The following is a 19,109-nucleotide window of genomic DNA, read 5'->3' on the forward strand; positions in this document are numbered from 1 at the left end:
ACAAACCGCAAAATCCGCAGAAAAGCCGGGGGAGGTCGTTGACCTGCGGTGATGTGGTTCGCGGGTGGCGGTGGACGGTGCTCCGCAGAAACCCGCGATATTCCGCAAAAATCAGGGGCGGCCGTCGACCGGCCCCGGTCGCGAGGGTGGTGCTCGGTTTTTTGCGGAATATCGCGGGATTGTGCGACGGGCCCCCGGCCGGGATGGGGCGGGGACCGCGTCGCAGGTCAGCGGGGGTGTCCGGGGTTTATTGCGGATTTTGCGGTTTGTGCGGGAGGGGTTTTGCGCGCTGCCGGGTCACCGGCCGCCCTGCCGCAGGGCGGGGTGGGCCAACAGGCGGGGTGCCGGGGGGCGTCCGCGCTTGCCAGTCCGCTCGGGCTGGTAGGACCGCAGATATCCGTGGTCTTCCAGCAGCGCGAGGGCGGGTTCCAGGTCGGCGACGGTGGGGACCTCACTGCGGGACAGGACGGTGAACACGTCCCGCCGGCTGACGTCCTCCCATCCGTTGTCCCGTAGCGCTTCCAGCACGCTGCGGGCGCGGGACAGGACCGGGTCGGCGCCCATGACGTCGAACACGGCAAGGGCGTGAGCGGTGTAGTACTCCCCCAGCTCGATCGCCGCGCCCATGGTGTCTTCGGTGACCGGGTGGGCGTAGCCGTTGCCGCCGTGTTCGGCGAGGTGCAGCAGCGCGGCCATGCGGGCGGTCGCCCCGGCAAGCTTTCCGGCCCAGTTCGAGATATGGCCCAGCTTGCCGCCGCGCGCCTTGAGCTGCGGTTCGATGCGCTTCTGATAGGCGATCAGCGTCGCGTCCGCCTCCGGGGTGAGCTGAATGACGGCCGGGTCGGTCCACTCCGCCAAGGACAGGGCGAGGTCGATGACCCGGGCGGTGTAGGCGGCGGCCGTCTCTTCCGGGACCGGGTCGGTGATGATCTCGCGTTCACCGACCGTGGACACCGGCAGGGAGTACAGGAAGCGGGCCAGCAGGCCGCGCCCCTCGAACCCCTTCACCTTCCCGATGTCCCGCAGCACGTCCGGCTGTACGGCGAGGCCGATGGTCAGGGCGGGGGCGTCGATGTACTCGCGGCGGGTCTGCCGGTTCACCCTCAGCCGGTCCCCGGCATGCCCCTTGAGGAAGACTTCCATGTTGGGGGCCCCGGAGTAGCGGCCGGCGATGATGTCGAAGATGCCGCCCTCCGCGCTCATCACCGACAGCCGGCCGCCCTGTTCCGCCATGAGCGAGGTGACCGTCTCGGGTGTCGAGTCGTCCGCCAGCAGCACCGGTTCGGCGGGGACGGTGAGCGTGTCTGCCGTCTGCGCGAGGCCCACGGCGGTGGCCACCATCTCATCCCTCTTGTCGCCGTCGGCGGACGCGGCCTTGGCGGCGGCCTTGTCCGCCGCTTCCTTGGCCAACCGCGCCGTCAGCTCCGCTTCCACGATCACGGGCTTCATCGCGGTCTTGAGCTGCTTCTCCGCCTCATACAGCGGGTTGGTCAGCAGCGCGAAGACGGCGGACTTGCGGTTGGCGGGCGGTAGCGCCACGACGGTGTAGAGGTTGGTGGGCTCACGCCAGTTGCCGCGCACGTGGACCACCGACCGGCCGCCGGCCGCCGTGGCGAGCACGGCGAGGGCGATCGATCCGGCGAGGTCAACGGGGGTCTGCGTCTCCTGTGCGACGGCCGTCACGAACTCCCCCAACCAGGTGGGGAGCACGTGGGCGGGGAACGGCGGGCGCTCGCGGCGGCCGGTGAGGGGAATGGGGTCCTCCCACACGTCCGGTGCCGCGTCGCCCTCGCCGGGCGGGTCTTCCAGGGTGGGCAGTCCGGCCCACAGGTCGGGACTGTCCACAGGCTGTGGAGTCATGAGGCCGCCCTCCCTTCGGCGGTGGTGGTGTGGGGGCAGACGCCGACGATGACGCGGGCGGTCAGCCTGATGACGGCGGCGCGGCCCCGGGCGCGTTCGTGGTGGCCGCAGGCGCAGAGCCAGTCCGCGACGGGTACGCCCTCGCACTGGATCTGAAGCTCCGGGGTGATGCCGGTGACAGTGACCGTCTGCGGGTCAGAACCAACGGCAGAAAGGACGCCCTTACGGGCGGCGACCTTCGGTTCGCCCACGGTCGGCCGCGGCGGGCCCTGCACGGCGCCCTGAGGGCCGTTCATGGGGGTTCGGGATGCTTTGTTCATGCTGCGCGCTCCACAGCCGCCTCAAGGCCGTTGGCGACCGCGCGGCGTGCGTAGGTCTCGGGGACGCCGACGGAGGCGGCGGCGGTCACGATCTCCTCGCCGATCGCGGCGAGTCCGCACGGTCCGGGACACGCGGTGTGTTGTGCGGCGAGGAACCGGGCGACGCCGAACGCCTGTGATCCGGCGCCGGATTCCGTGCGGGCCCGCACGAGGGCGAGGCCGCGTTCCAGGCCGGTGCGGACGTAGCGCTCGGTGTGGCGGCACCCAGTGGCCACCGCCCGGTCCCACGTGGCCCGGGCGGGGAGAGAAGAGGCCACCCCGCGCCGGGCGGGGGTGGTGTCTTCCTTCACGACCAGGGCGCGCACGGCGGCCGGGAGGACGGCCATGCGGCCGGACCCGGGTCCGAGCCAACGGGCGTACTGCGTCATGGACTTGATGTCGACACCCGGCCGGACCGCGTTCGACGACGTCATGGCGCCCTGGTAGATCCAGTGCTCGCCCCGCGTCGTCGGCACGGTCCGGGTCGCGGGCAGGGTCTCGCGGGCCCATGCAACGGCCGCTGCGTTGTCCAGGTCGACCACCGTCAGCCCGGCCCCGCCGGGGTGGTAGGCGACCGCCACGGCCTCACGCCACACCTGCGCCCACACGGGCGAGGTGAGGACGTGCGGGTCGGTGGTCGCAGCGGCCCACGCGTGGCACGGCGCGGGGCACCGGCAAGGGCCCGCCGCTTTCATGTTGGGCCGTCCGCCGCAGGCGCCGTCCTTGCAGAAACGGCAGTTGCCGAACGGGACCTTCCCGGCCCGCAGGGGCAGGACCGGGACGCCGGCCGCCGCGAGAGCGAGGGCGGCATCCAGGGGGGTGGGTGTGGTGGTCATGCGGCGGCCCTCCCTTCCAGGGCGAGGAACTGGGTGGCGATCCACTCGGTGTACGCGGGCGGGACGGCCTGCCGGGCTTCGATGTTGGACATCCAGGTGCAGCCCATGGCGTCGGCATACGCGCGCTCGCCCTTGTGCTCGAACGCCAGCAGACCCTTGTGGTGCCAGCACGGCGGGACCAGGTCCCCGCCGCCGCCCCACGACGTCTCGAACACGCGGTGGCGGCGGACGCTGAGCCCGAACTGAGTCCCGCACAGCAGGTAGTCCGGCCTCAGCGGGGCCTCAGGGACGTTCTCGATGACCCACGGCAGCCCGGAGGCTTCCAGCCGCACGCGGCCGGGCGTGAGCAGGTCGGGGTGGCCCGCCCGACTTCCGCGCCATGCGGTGACCTTGGCGAAGTGCTGGCACGGCCACGATGCGTGGACCAGGTCGAACCCGTCCAGCGGGAAGGTGAGGGCGTCGGCCTGGTGGAAGGTGAAGGGGTAGTTCGGCTGCGGGCGGTTGTCGACGCCCACGACGTCGAACCCGGCGAGGTAGTAGCCCATGGACAGGCCCCCCGCGCCGCAGCACAGATCCAGTACCCGCAGCCCGTTCGGCTGCCGCAGCGGCAGCACACGCGCACTCACGCGGCCACCCCCAGCGCGGGGACTTGGTCGGCGAGGTAGGCGCGGCCGATCCACTCGGTGTAGGCGGGCGGAATCGCCTCCGTCAGTTCCTCCCGCACGTCCGTCCACGTCATGCCCATGGCCGTCTGGAGTTCCGGAACGGACGGCTTGCCGCCGCCGTTGCCGTACGCGGCCACGTACGGGCCGTCGTAGAAACGGCCGTGCCGGTAGCCGCGTACGCGGCCCCTGTGCGGGACGTGCGCCGGCCGCGCGGCCGTCCATCCGCCCAACTCGAAGTTGCGGTGACGGATGACCCCGAGACCGAACATCTCGCCGCACAGCGTCAGGTCCTTGCGAATCGCGGCGCGGCCGTTGGGTTGCTCGATGACGTACGGCAGCCCGGTTGCGTCCAAGAGGTCGCGGACGGGCGCCACCAGGTCGACGTGGGCGCGGCCCCATCCCTGTGAGGCGTTGGTGCCCACGGTCAGGGCGCATCCGTGTTGGCACGGCGGGGAGGCGTGGACGAATGCGTACCGGTGGATCTGACCCGACGCGATCAGGGCGGCGAGGTAGGTGAGGGCGTCGCCGTGGTGGTAGGGGAAGGGGTAGTTGGGGCGGTCGGCGATGTCGCAGCCGTCCACGTCGAACCCGGCGCGGTGGTAGCCCATGGCGGCACCACCGGCACACGAGAACAGATCCAGCAGACGCGGCCGGGACACTCGCCCCGAACGGGTGGCAGGGGCCAAAGGGCCCTCGCCGAAAACGCGCGGTTGGGTCATGCTGTAGGTCTCCTGTTCTGCTACGTCGGGATTGGGAGACCGTGGGCGGCGGGCTGTCCTTGTCCGGGAGTGCCGCCGCCCACGGGCAGAGCTAGAAGGGCGGTTCGTTGCTGTAGCCGCCGGGCCCCCACGGGTCACGGCCGCTGTCACGGCGACGCAGCCACCGGGACCGGCGCGGCAGGGGCATCAGGAACCACCGGCGGGTCTCGTTCCAGCAGCCGCAGGGCTCCCAGTCGGTACCGGCGTACTCACCGGTCTCGTAGTCGCCGTAGTCGTGCTCGATGCCCCCCACGCCCTCGCACTCGGGGCAGTCGAGGCGGGGCGTGTCGGTCAGGACCAAGGACCGGCGGGGCCAGTGGGCAACCTGAATGCGCAGTCGGATCACGGCGGTTGGCCTCCTGTCAGCCGTAGAACTTGTTGCGCTTGATGACGGCCTTGCGGATGTTGACCGTCGTCCCGCCCTTGCCGCCGCTCGCGCTGAACACCTGCACCGCGATCCACCCGCCGAAGATGACGGCGGCGAGGACGACGAGCTGGGTGATGAGCGCGGTAAGCGCGGTGATGAACGTGGTGAGCATCAGCAATCCGCCGCACACGGCGAGGAACCCGACGCCCCCGAGCGCGATGTTCACCGCCGCGCGGGAGACGGCTGGCTTGGCGGCGGCCGGTTCGGGCTTGGCGGGCTCGATGGCGTAGCCCGTGACGACGCGGCCGTCGGGGAGGACGACACTCGCCACGGCCGGGATGGTGCCCGGCTGCATGGGCATGAGCGGCGCGGTGTGGGCGGGAACGATCGGCGTGGGGGTGTGGACTTCCACGGCCGCCGTCTCGTGTCCGGCGAGGTGGCCGTACGCGGTGGGTTCGTTCACGGTGCTGGTCTCCCTTCGGGTCAGCGGGTGATGCCGGGTAGGGCGTCGGTGACGGCGGTGACGAGTCGGTTGACGGTGTCGGCCGCGCCGGTGTGGGCGAGGTAGAAGCCGAAGAGCGCGACGGCGACGGCCGCCCCGGCGCCGACCGCGCGGAAGCGCAGCAGCAGCACGACGACCACGGCGAGCAGCAGAACGAGCGGGATGGTGAGCGTCACGGTGTCTCCCGGCGGGTCAGCGGGTGCCGGCACGGTAGGTGCGCGCGGCGCGGTTGTAGATCCAGCGGCCGACGCGTATGCGCTTGCCGGTGGCGTCGCAGCGGCGGCAGTCACGGCCGCGCTTGGTCTTGCCCTTGCGGCCGGTCTTGAGTTCGTGGCCCATGCCGTCACACTTGCGGCAGTCTCCGAACGGGCTCAGCCAGCACTTGACGACATAACCGAGGGTGACGATCAGCAGGCATGCGGTAGCGAGGACTGCAAGGCTCATCAGGGGCCTCTCAGAGGGGTTAAAGGGGGTTTTCGCAGGTCGGCCGCTACGTGCTAGCGGCCTGATCAGGGGCGGTTTTGGTCGCTAGCAGGGTTGCTACCGGTAGCGACGCCTGCCGCTACCGGTAGCAGTCCGTGAGACCTATCCGGCGTCCCGCTTCCTGTTGCGCTCTGTAATCGCGGTGGCGATGTCGTCGCGCTTGATGCCGCGCTTGTTGATCTGTTCGCCATCGATGCGCCGGCTGATCTGCACCGTGCCGAGGCCGAACGGCTTGAGCGCGGCGGTGAGCGCTTCCGCCTTGGGCTTGGGCTCCAACTCCGCCCACGGGCCGTAGACGTCGGGCCGCAGGTCGGCAAGCCGGTCCACGACCGTTTCGGACCACACCTTGGCCTCGCCCTTGCCGAGCACGGCCGCGACGTCGTCAAGGATCGTCGCGGACGTCTCCGGCGCGGGTGCCTCGCCGACCGCGTCACCCGACAGCGTCCCCTCCGCCTCCCGCAGCGCGGCGGCGCGGGTCAGGATGCGGTCGGAGTCGCGGCCGTCGGCGAGGTACGTGCGCACGATCCCCGAGTCGTCCGACATGCCCTTGAGCAGGCCCACACCCTTGTGGGACTTCAGCAGCTTGGACGCGTCCAACCCCTCCGAGTACGAACCCGCACCGAGGATCGTGTCCGAGACCTGGTAGGCGCCGACCCGCAGCGCGAACCGGGCCTGATGCTGGTCACGCAGCTCCGAGGGGCACGCCTTGTCGTCCGGCTTCTGCGTCGCGGTCATCACCGAGACACCGACCGCCGGGGCGACCCGGGCGAGGTAGACCATCAGGGAAAGGATCTCCTTGCCGTGCTCGGGGTGGGTCAAGTACTCCTGCACCTCGTCCACCACGAACAGCGTGAGCGGCATGTTCAGCTTCTTGTCCCGGCTGATCTCCGGTGTGAGCTTGCCCTCCGGGCAGACGTGCAACGGCAGTTCGGACAGCCGGTGGTACCGGTCTTCGACGTCCGCCTTGAGCTCCCGCAGCGAGGTCAGCAGGTGCTGAACCGGGTCGACCCCGTTCTTCGGCACGATGCCGAACCCGATGCGGTGGGCGACCTTGGCGAACGTGCGCCAGTCCGGCGACGCCTTGCCGTCGAACACGTACAGCCTGACGTACGGGTCCAGCGCGGCGGCGAGCGCGATCGTGCGGGCTGAGAACGTCTTGCCCTGACGCGGCACGGCGCCGACCAGCAGCGACAGCCACAGCATCGTGGCCATGACCGGGTTGCCGCGCTCGTCTACCCCCCACGGGAACGGCTTCCAGAAGTCCACCCTCGTCGCCCCCAACAGCGGGGACTTGCCCGACGGCACGGCGAGCGGGTCACGGTCGGCGATCCAGTACGACACCCGCCGACCGCTCGTCTCGTCCTTGTCGAGGAAGAGCTGAGTCGGGGCGATGTCCATACCGGAGGCGAGACGGGCGTGAGCCTTCATCGCGTCTTCGAACGTCTTGCCGTACGGCAGATCCACGACCACGCGCCAGCCGTCCCCGTCCCGGCCGATCGGCCGCGGGAACGCGATCGTCTGATCCCTGGTGGTCAGGCCGGACGCCTCGTGTGCGCGGATGACGATGTCCGAGGACAGCTTGCGCTTGCGGAACGTCACCTTGGCCATGTCGATGAGCGGCCGGTCCGCCGGCGCCCCGACCACACCCAGGGTGGTGGTCAGCGTCGCCATGGCCAGCATGAGCAGCCACGACGGCGCCATGACGTACAGGGTCAGCGCGGCGGCCAGACCGACGAAGCCGGCGATCGTCGCCACGATCGCCCGCAGCCGGACGCGGTCGTTGCGCTGCCGCGACAGCTTCAGGTACTCCGCCGCGTCCTCATTCGCCACGGAGGCGAGCCGCAGCGTGTTGCCCTCCGCGTCGAACACCCACCGGCCGATCGCGGTCGACCACCGCCACGCGCCGCGCGGCGAGTACACGCAGATCTTCGGCGTGTAGACCAGCGGCAGCCGCACGGCGTGATAGCCGACCACGGCCGAGTAGTGCCGGATCGCCCACTTGCGGACGGCCTTGCGCTGGTCAGGGAGCTTCACCCAGTCCGGCAGCACCGGCAGACGGGCCTTGTCCTTGGCTTCCATCCATTCCGCGACCGAGGGCGGGTAGACCTCGCGCGGCGGGTCGACGGGCGCCCCCTCGGTCAGGCCGTCGGCCTCCGGGTCGTCGGTGTCGGGGAGTTCGGCCTCCCACTCCCCCGGCTTGACCACGCCCTCGCTCGGGGCGGTCGGGTCGGGGTCGGTCTTCTTCTTCAGCGGGAACGGCACGATGTCGGCCGTCGACTGTTCGGTGGCCTCCGGGTCCTCCGGGGGCGGGAAGGCGGTGGTTTCCGTCACGATGTACGCACTCCTTCGGGAGTCGAAGGGTCCGGCCGGCTTGCTGTGGAAGGTGGGCGGCCGGACCCGGGTTCGGGGTGGTTCAAGCGGCGCGCTGTTCCTCGGGATAGGCGCAGGTCACGCACGATCCGAGCGTGGGCGGGATGACGTATCCGGCGTCGCGGCCGCACTCGGAGCAGCGGCGGCGGGCGGCATTGGCCTTGGCGAGCGCCGCCCACCTCGCCGGGGTCATCGGCCGCACCGGCCGGGCGAGGTCGACCCGGTACAGGTACGCGGTCAGCGGTTCGCGCCGCCGACGGGGCCTCAGGATCTGTGCCGCGATCTCCTGACCTCCCGGCCGCAGGCCACGAACGCGGAGTTGGCGGCGGGTGGCCAAGTCGTCGGGGGCGTAGCGCCACGGGTAGGTGGGGATGCCGAAGCGCTCGCCGGTCGGGTCGAAGCAGTCGGCGAGGGTCAGCCGGCTCACGCGGCTTCAGCGCCACCAGCGGCGCGCTCGGCAAGGATCGTGTCCCGCAGCATCCGCGCGTTCGCTGGCGAGGTGTGGACCTCGCGGCGGATGCCCTCCGCAGTGATCCGGCTGTCCGGCCAATCGGCGGTCGCGGTGCGTGCCTCAGCGAGCAACTGTTCCGTCGTGCGCTTCGGCCGGGGCGACCGGGCCACGTCGGGAACCTTGCCGGTCGCCCGCCGGGATCGGGGGGAGTCGACCGCCACCGTCCGCCGATCGGTCGGGGCGAGGTCGACGCTCACCGGGTCGACCGGCGAGGCGATCGCCGGGACGGGCTTGAAGGGGAGCGTCGACTTCATGAAGTCGACCGCCACCGGATCGGGCGCGGGGAATCGGGTCAACACCACTGACGGCGCCGGGGTCGATTCCCGCAGGTCAGCCATAGACCGATTCCTCATGATCTCGGTGGATTCCTCCGCATTCACGTCCGCGTCGGGAGCCGGGGCGAGGGCGGGGGCCGTGCCACCGAACATCGACGCGAGCGCGGCATCCGCACCGTCCGTGATCCGGTCACGCTGGACATCCAGCAGCCTCGATCCGAGCGTGGCATCCCCGACCCCAACCTTGCGGGCCAGACGCCACGACGCCCGATCCGACCGCTTCCGCACCCGGCTGACCGGGTGGTGTGCGGCACGCGCACGGTGGTAGGCGAGGGCCTGCACGATGTCGGCGGTGCGCCGCTCGTTCTCCGCGTCGCGGCCGTCGGTGTGGACGACGATCCGGCGGGCTAGGAACGCCATGCCCTCCGCCGACACGGACATGCCCATCGGGGTCAGGGCGTAGATCACGGTCCGTCCCGGGTCCGGCGCGGCCATGGCACCCATGACGGCGGCGGCGGCCGGCAGTGCCCACAACCCGATCCGTACGACGCGCGGGGAGGACTGTCCCAGCATGGTCAGTCCCAGCAGGACCAGGGCGAGGACGGCGGTGGCACCCTCGCCGGCGGCGAGGGCCCCGAGCGCGGTGCCCTTGCCGTAGGAGTGCCCGATGTTGCTGTACGTACCGATACCGCCGATCACACCCGTAGCGAGCATGGGCACGAAAGCGGCCGTCAGGACGCCGATCTGAACCTTCGTCAGCGGCTTGCGGGTCTCGCTCATGCCGCACCTCCCAGGGCGAACACGACAGCCAGGATGAGCAGAGCGCCGCCCGCGCACGTCGCGTCGACCGCGCGGCGCAGGCAGGTGAACTTGACGACCGCCAGACGGGACAGGCCCGCAATGTCGGCGGCGAGGTCTCGGGATGCGGCAACATTCGTGATCTCCTGCGCCGTGAGCGTGGCCCACAGCGGGAAACCGTGCCGCCCCTTGATGTTGGGTCGCACCGACCGCAGCAACAGGCCCGCCGCCCCGATCAGCAGCGCCAACCCGCACCCACCCGCCACATACGCGGGGACATTCAGCGGCATGTCACGGGCGACCGTCCAGGCGCCGGCGAGCACCGCGCCGACGAACGCCAGCAACAGCGCCGTCTTGGCGTCGGTCCGCGCAATCTCCGCCTTCACCTCAGCGTGCGCGGCCGTCAGGTTCTGCGTGACGGTGCTCATGCCGCTTCCCCCGTCTCCGACCGGTGGCCGCGAGCGGCGCGCAGGAACGGCACCGTGCGGGTCAGCGCGTCGGCGTACAGGGCGTCCCAACCGGCGATCTCGTCACCGGCCGCCGCCTCCGCCCGCAGGTCGGCGAGGATGTCACGGGCCGCGTCTTCACGGGCGGCACGCTCGCCGTCCGTCTCGAACTCCAGCGGGCCCCGAAACAGGTCGATGTCGATACCGAGCGCCAGTTCCGCGAACTCGATGTCGCCGTGGGCTTCCTGGCCGGCGACGAAAGTGCGCATACGCATGGTGGATCTCTCCTTGAACGTCGGGATAGGAGATCCGGCGCGGCGGGCTGTCCTGTCCGGGAGTGCCGCCGCGTCCGGAGGTGAGGGCCAACGCCGCACGTCGCGGCGGGCCAAGTAGCCCCGGGCGGAAGTCGATTCCGCGCCCTCACGGCTGGATACCGGGGCCGACGGTCGTCACCCGGCCGTCACGGGGACGGGGTCACGCCCCGTCGATCTCAAAGCACTCTGTTGAGTTCTCAAGGAACCGGCGCTTCCTTCGTACTCACCCCTGCGGGCTTTCCTCCGGACGCTGTCTGTGCAGGTCAAGCGGTTTCCCCTTTGAGTCGGGGCGACTCTTGCTGACTAGCTTGCACTAGTCTGCTGTGGTGCACAACCCTTGTGGAGTGATGCGCACTAGTTCGCTGTGGTGGGTAACCTCAAGACATGACTGTCACAGGAGGGCCCAAGCCAAAGGCGGTGCAGGTCGCAGACGCGCTCCGCGACGACATCAAGAAGATGAAGCCGGGGGAAAAACTCCCGTCTCAGCGAGAGCTGATGGACCGCTTCGGGTACGCCAGCCAGACCATCCAGAACGGGCTGGCCGCACTTCGGGCCGAAGGGCTGATCGTGTCGGCGGGGAACCTGGGCAACTTCGTCAGCGACGGGTCTGCCCCGGGCGGCGACGTACGTGATGACATCAAGGAAATCCGCTCCCAACTCCAGGCGTTGACCGAACGGCTCGAAGCACTGGAAAGCCGCTCCGCACCAGGTGGCGCTTGATCTGCAACCAGCATGGGAGTAACGGAGTGTGTGAGGTAAGTGACAGCAAGGGGACGGCGAAACGGGGGTGGGGACATGTCCAGTGACACCCCTCTGTCCCCTTCCCTGTCCCCCCTGCCCGCGCGCGAGACTCGGAGTAGGCACTCGGAGGAGGGCGCATGACTGACGACAGGCCCGCATGGGCGCGACGCATCGCTGCCGAACGACAGGCGCGCGACTGGTCACAGCGTGACGCGGTCAGGGCCCTGCGTGCGCACGCACCTACGGAGCTGCCGGCAGAGGACAGCATGATTCGCCAGTGGAAGCGCTGGGAGTCCGGCCAAGCACCGAACGACTTCTATCAGCCGATCATCGCGGCGGTGTTCGGCACGGTGACACACGCCCTCTTCCCTGCTCCGTCACGACGGGACGGTGACAAGGAGATCTTGGCAGCAAGCGGGATGGAGACTCTGGAGATCGTGAGTCGCCTGAACCGGTCCGACGTCGACAGCGCGACGCTCGATGCGCTCCGGATCACCACGGACCGCCTCTGCTCCGAGTACCCGTTCATGCCGAGTGCCCAGCTCCTCATAGAGGGTCGGCAGTGGCTTCGCCGCGTTGTCGACCTGCACACGAAGAGCCTCACGCTTGCCCAGCATCGCGAGGTGCTCGCGCTGTCGGGCTGGCTCGCCTTGCTGGTCGGCTGTGTCGAGTACGACACGGGCGACCGCCACGCGGCCGAGTCAACGCGGCGTGCAGCTCTGTCGCTCGCGACCGAGTCCGACCACCCCGAGGTGGCGGGGTGGGCGCACGAGATGCGGGCGTGGTTCGCCCTCACGACCGGCGACTATCGCGGGGTCATCGCGGCAGCGCAAGCCGGGGCAGAGACCGCAGCACACCATGGCGTCGCCGTGCAGCTTGCCGGCCAGGAGGCCAAGGCATGGGCGCGACTCGGGGACCGTCGGCAGGTTGAAGTGGCCCTCGACAAGGGACGCCGACTGCTGGAGGGGATGCCGTATCCCGAGAACCTGGACAACCACTTTGTCGTCGACCCCGCCAAGTTCGACTTCTACGCGATGGACTGCTACCGGCTAGTCGGGGAAGACCGGCTTGCGCGAACACTCGCGGAAGAGGTTCTGCGCGCGGGAACTGACTTCGACGGCACGGAGCGTTCACCCATGCGGAACGCCGAAGCGCGGGTAACCCTGGGGGTCACCGCAGCGCGAGAGGGCGACCTCGAACAAGCCCTCATCCACGGCGAGCGCGCCCTACAGGGCGAGCGGCAGTCCGTCCCGTCTCTCATCATGACCAGTCGAGAACTCGCGGCCGTCATGAGGCAGCGCTACAGCACCGAGCCGGCCGCGCAGGACTACCTGAACCACCTGCAAGAGCTGGGCACGGGGAAACCGGGGTTCCTCCCCTCCTGACCGGCACAAACGGGAAACGGGCGCGGCCTTAACTCTTGGGCCATATGGGGAGTAAGGCACTACAAAGTGTGGAGCGTGGTCGTCCCGTTTGGATTCCGGGGGTAGTGCCGATGCAACGACACAGAGAGCGCTCATCTCCACACCTAAGCACATGATGCGAGCCGCAGAGTGCTGCAGTCAGGATGTGCAGCCCAGATGTCTCTCTGATGAGGGTAGCACGCCACCTACGGATTCACTCACGCCCAGTGAGTTTTCCCTTATTGCATTCATCCCCCATATCGAGCTCCTTCTTAACGCATTTACCCACCTCTCCCATATACCCCGTATACCACTTCTCGGTAAAGTGATTAGCGACAGCAGCCCATTCCGCTGCCCCTCCAGCTAGCCCTCCTCCCTTGTATGGCGTGCAGAGCGGGTCGCCGGGAGCACAGATATCCAAGGTTCGCCCTTTATATTCGGGCGAGACTTCCGGGACCCTCTCAGCCCCTACCGCCCGGCGGTTCGGATTACCGAACAACAGTACGGAACGAATTTTTTTCCCGAGTTCCTTCGAAATCTGAGGGCCGGTTTTGCCACCCACGATGGCACCACTGGTATCTCCACCGAGCGCATTCTGTACGACGTTAGCACCCTGCGAGTATCCGATGAGAACGAATTCTTGGTCGGGGCCGCACAGCGCAACTTTCTCCTCCATGTGCTTGACGAGAGCCTCGTTGCCTCTCTGTACCGATTCAGGACGCAGGTCGGCAGGGTAGTTCTCCTGGGGCGGCACCCACACATTGGTTTCGAGGGGAGCCAACTGCTTCTCGAGAGCCGCAGTCGCCCACGTCCCGCCTGAGCTATCGAAGGTGCCCCGCATGTAGATTATCTCGACTTTTGAGCACTCCAGCTTCTTGGCCGCGATGATTGCCCGCTCTACGTCCTCTTTTGCCGGCAGATATATCTGCGCTTCCTTTTCCTTCACCTTGTGGAAGGTCTCAACTGCGCCAATTAGCTGTCCCAATACCTTCTCTGCCATTTCCCGCTTCTCTGGTGGCACCTTCGGGCGCTGGATTATCTTCATGACGCCGGGCATCGGCTCAATGGTCTTCTTAATTACCGCCCACTTATCCGGCGGAATCTTTGGAGCCTGGATAATTATCTGCAGCCAGTGGGTAATAGGTTCGATCGTCTTCCCGATGTCGTGCCAAACGTCCGGTGGCGTCTTCGGGGATTTAATTATGATGATCTTCAACTGTTCGGTGATCAGCCCGATCCCGTGCCAATCAATTGAGTGCGTCTTTGGGCATTCAACTATGATGATCTTCAACTGTTCCACGATCTTCTCGATCGTTTCCCGCTTCTCCGGTGGCGTTTTCGGGTCCTGGATTATCTTCAGCGCGTCGGCGAGCGGCTCTACGGTCTTCTCAATCGTGCCCCGAACCTCCGGGGAAGTTTTCGCCTTCGGGTCGAGCAGCTTCTTCAGCTCGGCGGATGCCTGTACTACATCCTCCTTCAGTTCCTCCGGCACCTTCGTTTCGTCCGAGGCCTCCAGATCCTGCAGCTCGTTTGTGAGGTTATCCAGCTTCACTTCCTCCTCTTTCGCTTCCTCCTCTTTCGCTTCCTCCTGTTTCGCTTCCTCCTTGGTCGCTTCCTCCTTCGGCTCTTCCTCCTTCGGCTCTTCCTCCTTCGGCTCTTCCTCCTTCGGCTCTTCCTCTGCCTCCGAGGACGGTGGCGGAGGGGGCTCCGGAGGCGGAGGCGGAGGGGGCTCCGAGGACGGTGGCGACGGGGGGTCCGGAGGCGGAGGCGGGGGTGGTGGCTCTGGCGGCGGGGGTGGCGGCTCAGGAGGCGGCGGGGGAGTGGGTTGGGCTGGCGCTGCGGCCGCAGCTTTAGCCATGACTTGGGGCGCTGCCACGGCGCCGGTAACGCCTGCAGGCAGGGCAAGCGCTGCAGCCAAGCAGGATGCCCCAGCCATACGGGAGGCTCTGCGCCGGGCAGTTCTGGCCATGACCGCTCCAGATGCGCTCTGCAATGTCCTGCTTTGCTGGCGTCGCCCTGAGGACGCGCCAGCCTAAGACCACCGGAGATCAACTCGACGGTGCAGGCGGCACAAAGCCCACTCTTCGCCTCCTCACTGCGTCCCGCAAGTCGGGGCGCGGATGGCCGCCGCGCGCCTGGTCGCCGACGGCGAGCAGGCGTGCCGCGCGCGTTTTAAGAGCCGCTCTTTGTCCTGGTCTTTGTCCAGTGCGCTGACGGACGCCACCGTTCACCGCCGTACGCGAACCCCCTCTGAACTGCCCCGTGGACGTCCACGACCGACCTCGAACGGTCATGCGGACAGTTGGAAAGCGTGTTGGGGGCAACCCCTCACGAGTTCGAATCTCGTATCCTCCGCCAGTGCCTCACCGGGCACGATGTCGAAGGGCCCCACCGCTTGCGGTGGGGCCCTTCGGTTTGAGCTGGTTGCGCTTCTGGTTGCATTTACACCACAGCATTCAGGACATTTCAAGGAACGGACGATTCACTGGGCACATCTGAAGGGAGCCCGTGAGGAGGACCTTCTGCCGCGCGACACAAGCGAGTCAGGGGATCCGCCATCCTTGAGCCAGGTGCAGGACCCGCCGAGGTCCGGCGCCGACGTGTTCCTTGTACCTGGCGGGGTGTTCTCGATGGCGTCCGGATCAACACTGACAGCGTGGCTGTGCGATCTCGACGGAGCGCGTCTGGCACGCGTGCTCGCGGCACGGAGGGACACAGTGTCCCCTCCGGAGCCGCGCTCGGTGGGGGAGTTGGCGGACCGTCTTCAGCGCCCGGGGTCGGTGGCACTCGCCCTGCCGCGGCTCGCGCTGCCGTGCTTGCAGGCAGCCGAAGCCATGGCGGCCCTGGGGGCACGCGTGTCGCGCGATGCCCTGGCGGAGTTGCTGGGCGCGACGGCCCCCGGTGCTGCTCGCGAACTGGACGCGACGCTGGAGATGCTGTCCGATCACGCGCTGGTCTGGCCGGACGGCAACGGGATGCTGCGCATGGCCGCACCGTTGCGGCAGGCGTGGGACGCTCCGCTGGGTCTCGACGCGCCGCTGGAGGAGCTGCTGACGGGCGCGACCTCCGATGAACTGCGCCGCATGCTGGCGGCGTTGGGTGTCAAGCCGCCCAGCACCAAGCAGCAGCGACTGGCCGCCCTGGTGGAGCACCACAGCGATCCGGAACGGATCGCCTCGGTGATCGCGAAGACCCCTGCGGCGGCCCGCAAGCTCCTTGAGCACCGCGCTCGGTCTGCGCCGAGCGAGCCGCAGTTCATCATGTTCGGGACTCCGGGGCCCGACGTCGAACCGGGTGCGCGATGGGCGCTGGACCGCGGACTCCTCATCCAGGACCGGCGCCGCTACGGTCCGGCCCGCATGCCCGTCGAGGTGGCGCTCGCGCTGCGCGGGCCCGGCTGGCACGCCCCTTTCGCGGCCGTCCCACCTTCCGTGCGGCTGGTGTCCGCGACTGCGGCGGAGGTGGACCGAGAGGCGGCGGCCGCGGCCACGGCGTTCGCGGCCCATGCCGCCTCGGTTCTGTCGGTCTGCTCGGCTTCCCCGCCGGCCCGGCTGAAGTCCGGCGGGATCGGCGCACGAGAACTGACCCGGATCAGCAAGGTCGCGCAGGCCGATGACGCCGTGGTACGCATCACCCTGGAGACCGCGTACGCGGCCGGGCTGCTGGGACGCGACGGCGACCGCGTCGCACCCACCGAGGCGTACGACGCCTGGGCGGCGGAGCAACCCTCGGAACAGTTCGCTGGACTGCTTCAGGCGTGGCGGAACCTGGCACTCACCCCCTCCCAGGCGCGCGACGAGGACAACAAGGCACTCCCCGCACTCGCCGGGGCGCCACCCTGCGGCGGCTGCCTGCAGGCCCGGCACGGGCTGCTCGCCGCGGCAGCAGAGCTCCCGGCAGGGCAGGGAGCGAGGACCACTACGGATCTGGGGCCACTCGTGGCCTGGCATCGCCCGCTCGCCGACCCGTCACCGCAGGGCGGAACACCATTCGCCGCCGCGATCCGCGAGGCCGAGCTGCTCGGCGTACTCGCCCGCGGCGCCCTGTCGCCCGTCGGTGCCGCTCTGCTGGCCGACGACACGGAAGGACTGACCGTCGCGTGTCGGCGGCTGCTGCCCGAGGCCACCGCGACAGCCCGGATCGGCGCCGACCTCACCGCCGTCGTCACCGGAACCCCGACCGCGCGGCTCAGCGCGCTCCTGGATTCCGTCGCCGACCGGGAGACCAGCGGCACGGCCTCGGTGTGGCGGTTCGGCGCCGGCAGCGTCCGCCGAGCCCTGGACACCGGCCGCACCCCGGACGGCATCGCAGCCGACCTGGCCGCGGTCGCCGCCGGGCCCCTCCCGCAGCCCTTGTCCTATCTCATCGCCGACACCGCGCGCAGCCACGGTCGCGTGCGCATCGCCCCCGCCGCCTGCGTCATCCACGGCGAGGAGCCCGCGCTCCTGGCCGAACTCGCAGCCCACCGCAAGCTCTCCAGGCTCGGCCTGCGGCTGCTCGCCCCGACGGTGCTGCTCAGCCGCAGCCCGCTCGAGCCGACCCTCACCGCGCTCCGTGCCGAGGGCTACGCCCCCGTCGCCGAGACGACCGAGGGAACCGTACGCATCGAGAAGGCCCTGCCTCAGCGGGTCGCCGCTCCCGTCCCGGCCCCGCGCAGGGCCGGCGGTAGGGCGGGCCTCCGGAGCGCGGCCAACCGCGCGGCGAAGGCCCCGGACGCCGTCGACCTGAGCGTCTTGGCCGCCCGACTGCTGACCGCCCCGCCGACCACCCCGGCCCCCGACCCGTTCGGCGGAGCACCCTATGGCACGGACACCGAGGAAATCGTCTCCGGGTACGCGAAGCGACTGTCGTACAGCGATGTCCGCCAGCTCGCCCATGCCCTCGACGCCGGTACGGCCGTCACGGTCGAGTACGTCGCCACTTCAGGAAGCCGCACCGTGCGCACCCTCAGCCGCCTCTCCCTCGATCCCCCCTATCTCGAAGCCTGGTGCCATCTGAGGGACGACGAGCGCGTCTTCACCCTCTCCCGGATCCACAGCGTCATGCCCGCGTAGACCACGCATACGGCCGCGTACAGCACCCCATGAACCAAGCGAGATATACTTGTCTCCATACTTGATATCTGGAGGTGCATCGTGAGTCGGACCGTCATTGATCTCGACGACGAGCTGGTCGCGGACGTGGCGAAAGCCCTGGGGACGAGCACCAAGAAGGAGACCGTCAACACCGCACTGCGCGAGGTACTGGAGAACCGGCGCCGTGCCCTGGCCCTCACCCGGCTCCGCGCCGCAGCCGGCGAGGGCGCGTTCGATCTGGAGCTCTTCGAGGACAAGGGAAATTACCGGCGGTGAACGCGGCACAGTTCCTGATCGACACCAGCGCGCTCGCGCGCTTCCTGCGCGGGGACTCGGAGCAGTACGGCTGGGACCAGGCGGCAGCCGCCGGCCTCATCGCGACCTGCCCCATCACAGAGCTGGAATTCTTCTTCAGCGCCCGGTCGGCAGCCGACCGGGCGCGCGGCATCGAGGACATACGACTGATCTTTGGCTGGGTTCCCGTCGACGACCGCGCCTACGACCGTGCCTGGCAGGTTCAGGAAGCCCTCACCAAACAGGGCAAGCACCGCAGTGCGGGTGCGGTGGATCTCGTCGTCGCCGCGACGGCCGAGCAGCAGGGGCTCACCCTCCTGCACCGCGACCACGACTTCGAGTGCATCGCCGCAGTGACTGGCCAGGCTCTCCAGTGGTACGGCCCGGAGGGCGGCAAATAGGCAAGCGTTGGTTGCAGTTCTGGTTGCATTCACCTCCGTCCAGCACCGTCCGGACGGAGGCGACCCGGTCGCTCCGCCGCAGGTCGGTACGCCCTGATCGTGCGTAGACGGTGGGACGAACATTTGGAAAGCGTGTTGGGGGCAACCCCTCACGAGTTCGAATCTCGTATCCTCCGCGAGTGCCTCACCGGGCACGATGTCGAAGGGCCCTGCCGTTCGCGGTGGGGCCCTTCGGCGTACGCGGTCTCAGTTCTGGCCTCCGTTGCCGGTGTGGGCAGATCCCTTCCGACCGCTGGGAGCGGCGCGGCCAACAGCGAGAACCGCGACGACAGCGAGAGATGAGCCGGCCGTCATGACGTGCGGACCCCGTCGGTCCAGGGCGCGGCCCATCGGGATCCCCACCGCGGCCGGGACGAGCAGGGCGAGGGAGAAGGCGCCGGCGAGGCTGCCGGCGGACCGTCCGGTGTCGGCGGCGATACGGGAGAGCATGACGGGGAAGGCGTGGTAGACGATTCCCCAACCGGTGGTCCGGGTGGCGCAGAGGGCGGGCAGAACGGCGGGGGGGGGGGGGGGGGGGGGGGGGGGGGGGGGGGGGGGGGGGGGGGGGGGGGGGGGGGGGGGGGGGGGGGGGGGGGGGGGGGGGGGGGGGGG

The 19,109-nt window shown here is 69.2% G+C and carries 21 protein-coding genes; 5 read left to right on the top strand and 16 right to left on the bottom strand.

The annotated features are described in order from the left end of the window. Window positions 1–297: 297 nt before the first annotated feature. From ACZ4SA_RS27075 to ACZ4SA_RS27140, 14 genes are all read right to left on the bottom strand, one after another. Window positions 298–1,845: a YfjI family protein gene (locus ACZ4SA_RS27075; RefSeq protein WP_468279457.1), complete on the bottom strand. Its 1,548-nt coding sequence runs from the start codon at window positions 1,843–1,845 to the stop codon at window positions 298–300. An 11-nt stretch (window positions 1,846–1,856) separates the two neighbouring features. Beyond that, complete coding sequence (locus ACZ4SA_RS27080; protein WP_468279405.1) at window positions 1,857–2,180, bottom strand: hypothetical protein; 324 nt, start codon at window positions 2,178–2,180, stop codon at window positions 1,857–1,859. Then, on the bottom strand, window positions 2,177–3,055 hold the full coding sequence (locus ACZ4SA_RS27085) for a bifunctional DNA primase/polymerase (protein WP_468279408.1): 879 nt from the start codon (window positions 3,053–3,055) through the stop codon (window positions 2,177–2,179). Before ACZ4SA_RS27085 ends, ACZ4SA_RS27080 begins: the two co-directional genes overlap by 4 nt. After that, a complete protein-coding gene (locus tag ACZ4SA_RS27090; protein ID WP_468279410.1) occupies window positions 3,052–3,681 on the bottom strand; it encodes a DNA cytosine methyltransferase in 630 nt (209 codons plus the stop codon). Before ACZ4SA_RS27090 ends, ACZ4SA_RS27085 begins: the two co-directional genes overlap by 4 nt. Further along, entirely contained in the window at window positions 3,678–4,439 is a 762-nt protein-coding gene (locus tag ACZ4SA_RS27095; protein WP_468279413.1) for a DNA methylase, read from the bottom strand. The genes ACZ4SA_RS27090 and ACZ4SA_RS27095 overlap by 4 nt, the downstream gene beginning before the upstream one ends. Window positions 4,440–4,530: 91 nt before the next feature. After that, window positions 4,531–4,824: a hypothetical protein gene (locus ACZ4SA_RS27100; RefSeq protein ID WP_468279416.1), complete on the bottom strand. Its 294-nt coding sequence runs from the start codon at window positions 4,822–4,824 to the stop codon at window positions 4,531–4,533. A gap of 16 nt (window positions 4,825–4,840) precedes the next feature. After that, complete coding sequence (locus ACZ4SA_RS27105; RefSeq protein ID WP_468279419.1) at window positions 4,841–5,308, bottom strand: hypothetical protein; 468 nt, start codon at window positions 5,306–5,308, stop codon at window positions 4,841–4,843. A gap of 20 nt (window positions 5,309–5,328) precedes the next feature. After that, on the bottom strand, window positions 5,329–5,523 hold the full coding sequence (locus ACZ4SA_RS27110) for a hypothetical protein (RefSeq protein ID WP_093910942.1): 195 nt from the start codon (window positions 5,521–5,523) through the stop codon (window positions 5,329–5,331). Between the two features lie 16 nt (window positions 5,524–5,539). Beyond that, the gene (locus ACZ4SA_RS27115; RefSeq protein ID WP_468279422.1) at window positions 5,540–5,791 is read right to left on the bottom strand and encodes a hypothetical protein; all 252 of its coding nucleotides are present in this window, start codon (window positions 5,789–5,791) and stop codon (window positions 5,540–5,542) included. A gap of 141 nt (window positions 5,792–5,932) precedes the next feature. Next, a complete protein-coding gene (locus ACZ4SA_RS27120) occupies window positions 5,933–8,161 on the bottom strand; it encodes a cell division protein FtsK (protein ID WP_468279425.1) in 2,229 nt (742 codons plus the stop codon). Between the two features lie 82 nt (window positions 8,162–8,243). Then, window positions 8,244–8,627 (bottom strand): RRQRL motif-containing zinc-binding protein, encoded by a 384-nt coding sequence (locus ACZ4SA_RS27125; protein WP_468279428.1) that lies wholly within the window; start codon window positions 8,625–8,627, stop codon window positions 8,244–8,246. Continuing rightward, entirely contained in the window at window positions 8,624–9,766 is a 1,143-nt protein-coding gene (locus tag ACZ4SA_RS27130; RefSeq protein ID WP_468279430.1) for a conjugal transfer protein, read from the bottom strand. The genes ACZ4SA_RS27125 and ACZ4SA_RS27130 overlap by 4 nt, the downstream gene beginning before the upstream one ends. After that, a complete protein-coding gene (locus ACZ4SA_RS27135; protein WP_468279433.1) occupies window positions 9,763–10,212 on the bottom strand; it encodes a Pycsar system effector family protein in 450 nt (149 codons plus the stop codon). Before ACZ4SA_RS27135 ends, ACZ4SA_RS27130 begins: the two co-directional genes overlap by 4 nt. Beyond that, window positions 10,209–10,499, bottom strand: a complete 291-nt coding sequence (locus tag ACZ4SA_RS27140; RefSeq protein ID WP_468279459.1) for a hypothetical protein — start codon at window positions 10,497–10,499, stop codon at window positions 10,209–10,211. Before ACZ4SA_RS27140 ends, ACZ4SA_RS27135 begins: the two co-directional genes overlap by 4 nt. A 429-nt stretch (window positions 10,500–10,928) precedes the next feature. Between ACZ4SA_RS27140 and ACZ4SA_RS27145 the strand changes: the two genes are divergently transcribed. Then, window positions 10,929–11,264: a winged helix-turn-helix domain-containing protein gene (locus ACZ4SA_RS27145; RefSeq protein ID WP_311591204.1), complete on the top strand. Its 336-nt coding sequence runs from the start codon at window positions 10,929–10,931 to the stop codon at window positions 11,262–11,264. A gap of 158 nt (window positions 11,265–11,422) precedes the next feature. Continuing rightward, window positions 11,423–12,670, top strand: a complete 1,248-nt coding sequence (locus tag ACZ4SA_RS27150) for an XRE family transcriptional regulator (protein ID WP_468279436.1) — start codon at window positions 11,423–11,425, stop codon at window positions 12,668–12,670. Between the two features lie 232 nt (window positions 12,671–12,902). Here ACZ4SA_RS27150 and ACZ4SA_RS27155 read toward each other — a convergent pair whose 3' ends face one another. Next, window positions 12,903–14,657 carry a cutinase family protein gene (locus ACZ4SA_RS27155; protein WP_468279439.1) on the bottom strand — a complete coding sequence of 585 codons (1,755 nt, stop codon included), beginning with the start codon at window positions 14,655–14,657 and terminating at the stop codon, window positions 12,903–12,905. 661 nt (window positions 14,658–15,318) lie between these two features. Here ACZ4SA_RS27155 and ACZ4SA_RS27160 point away from each other — a divergent pair. From ACZ4SA_RS27160 to ACZ4SA_RS27170, 3 genes are all read left to right on the top strand, one after another. Further along, window positions 15,319–17,742: a helicase-associated domain-containing protein gene (locus tag ACZ4SA_RS27160; RefSeq protein ID WP_468279442.1), complete on the top strand. Its 2,424-nt coding sequence runs from the start codon at window positions 15,319–15,321 to the stop codon at window positions 17,740–17,742. Window positions 17,743–17,823: 81 nt separating this feature from the next. After that, window positions 17,824–18,039: a type II toxin-antitoxin system VapB family antitoxin gene (locus tag ACZ4SA_RS27165; protein WP_468279444.1), complete on the top strand. Its 216-nt coding sequence runs from the start codon at window positions 17,824–17,826 to the stop codon at window positions 18,037–18,039. After that, on the top strand, window positions 18,036–18,458 hold the full coding sequence (locus ACZ4SA_RS27170; RefSeq protein ID WP_468279447.1) for a PIN domain-containing protein: 423 nt from the start codon (window positions 18,036–18,038) through the stop codon (window positions 18,456–18,458). Before ACZ4SA_RS27165 ends, ACZ4SA_RS27170 begins: the two co-directional genes overlap by 4 nt. A 246-nt stretch (window positions 18,459–18,704) precedes the next feature. Here ACZ4SA_RS27170 and ACZ4SA_RS27175 read toward each other — a convergent pair whose 3' ends face one another. Beyond that, window positions 18,705–18,947 carry a hypothetical protein gene (locus ACZ4SA_RS27175; RefSeq protein WP_468279449.1) on the bottom strand — a complete coding sequence of 81 codons (243 nt, stop codon included), beginning with the start codon at window positions 18,945–18,947 and terminating at the stop codon, window positions 18,705–18,707. Window positions 18,948–19,109 lie beyond the last annotated feature (162 nt).

It is taken from the genome of Streptomyces sp. NPDC027962 (genome assembly GCF_055566095.1).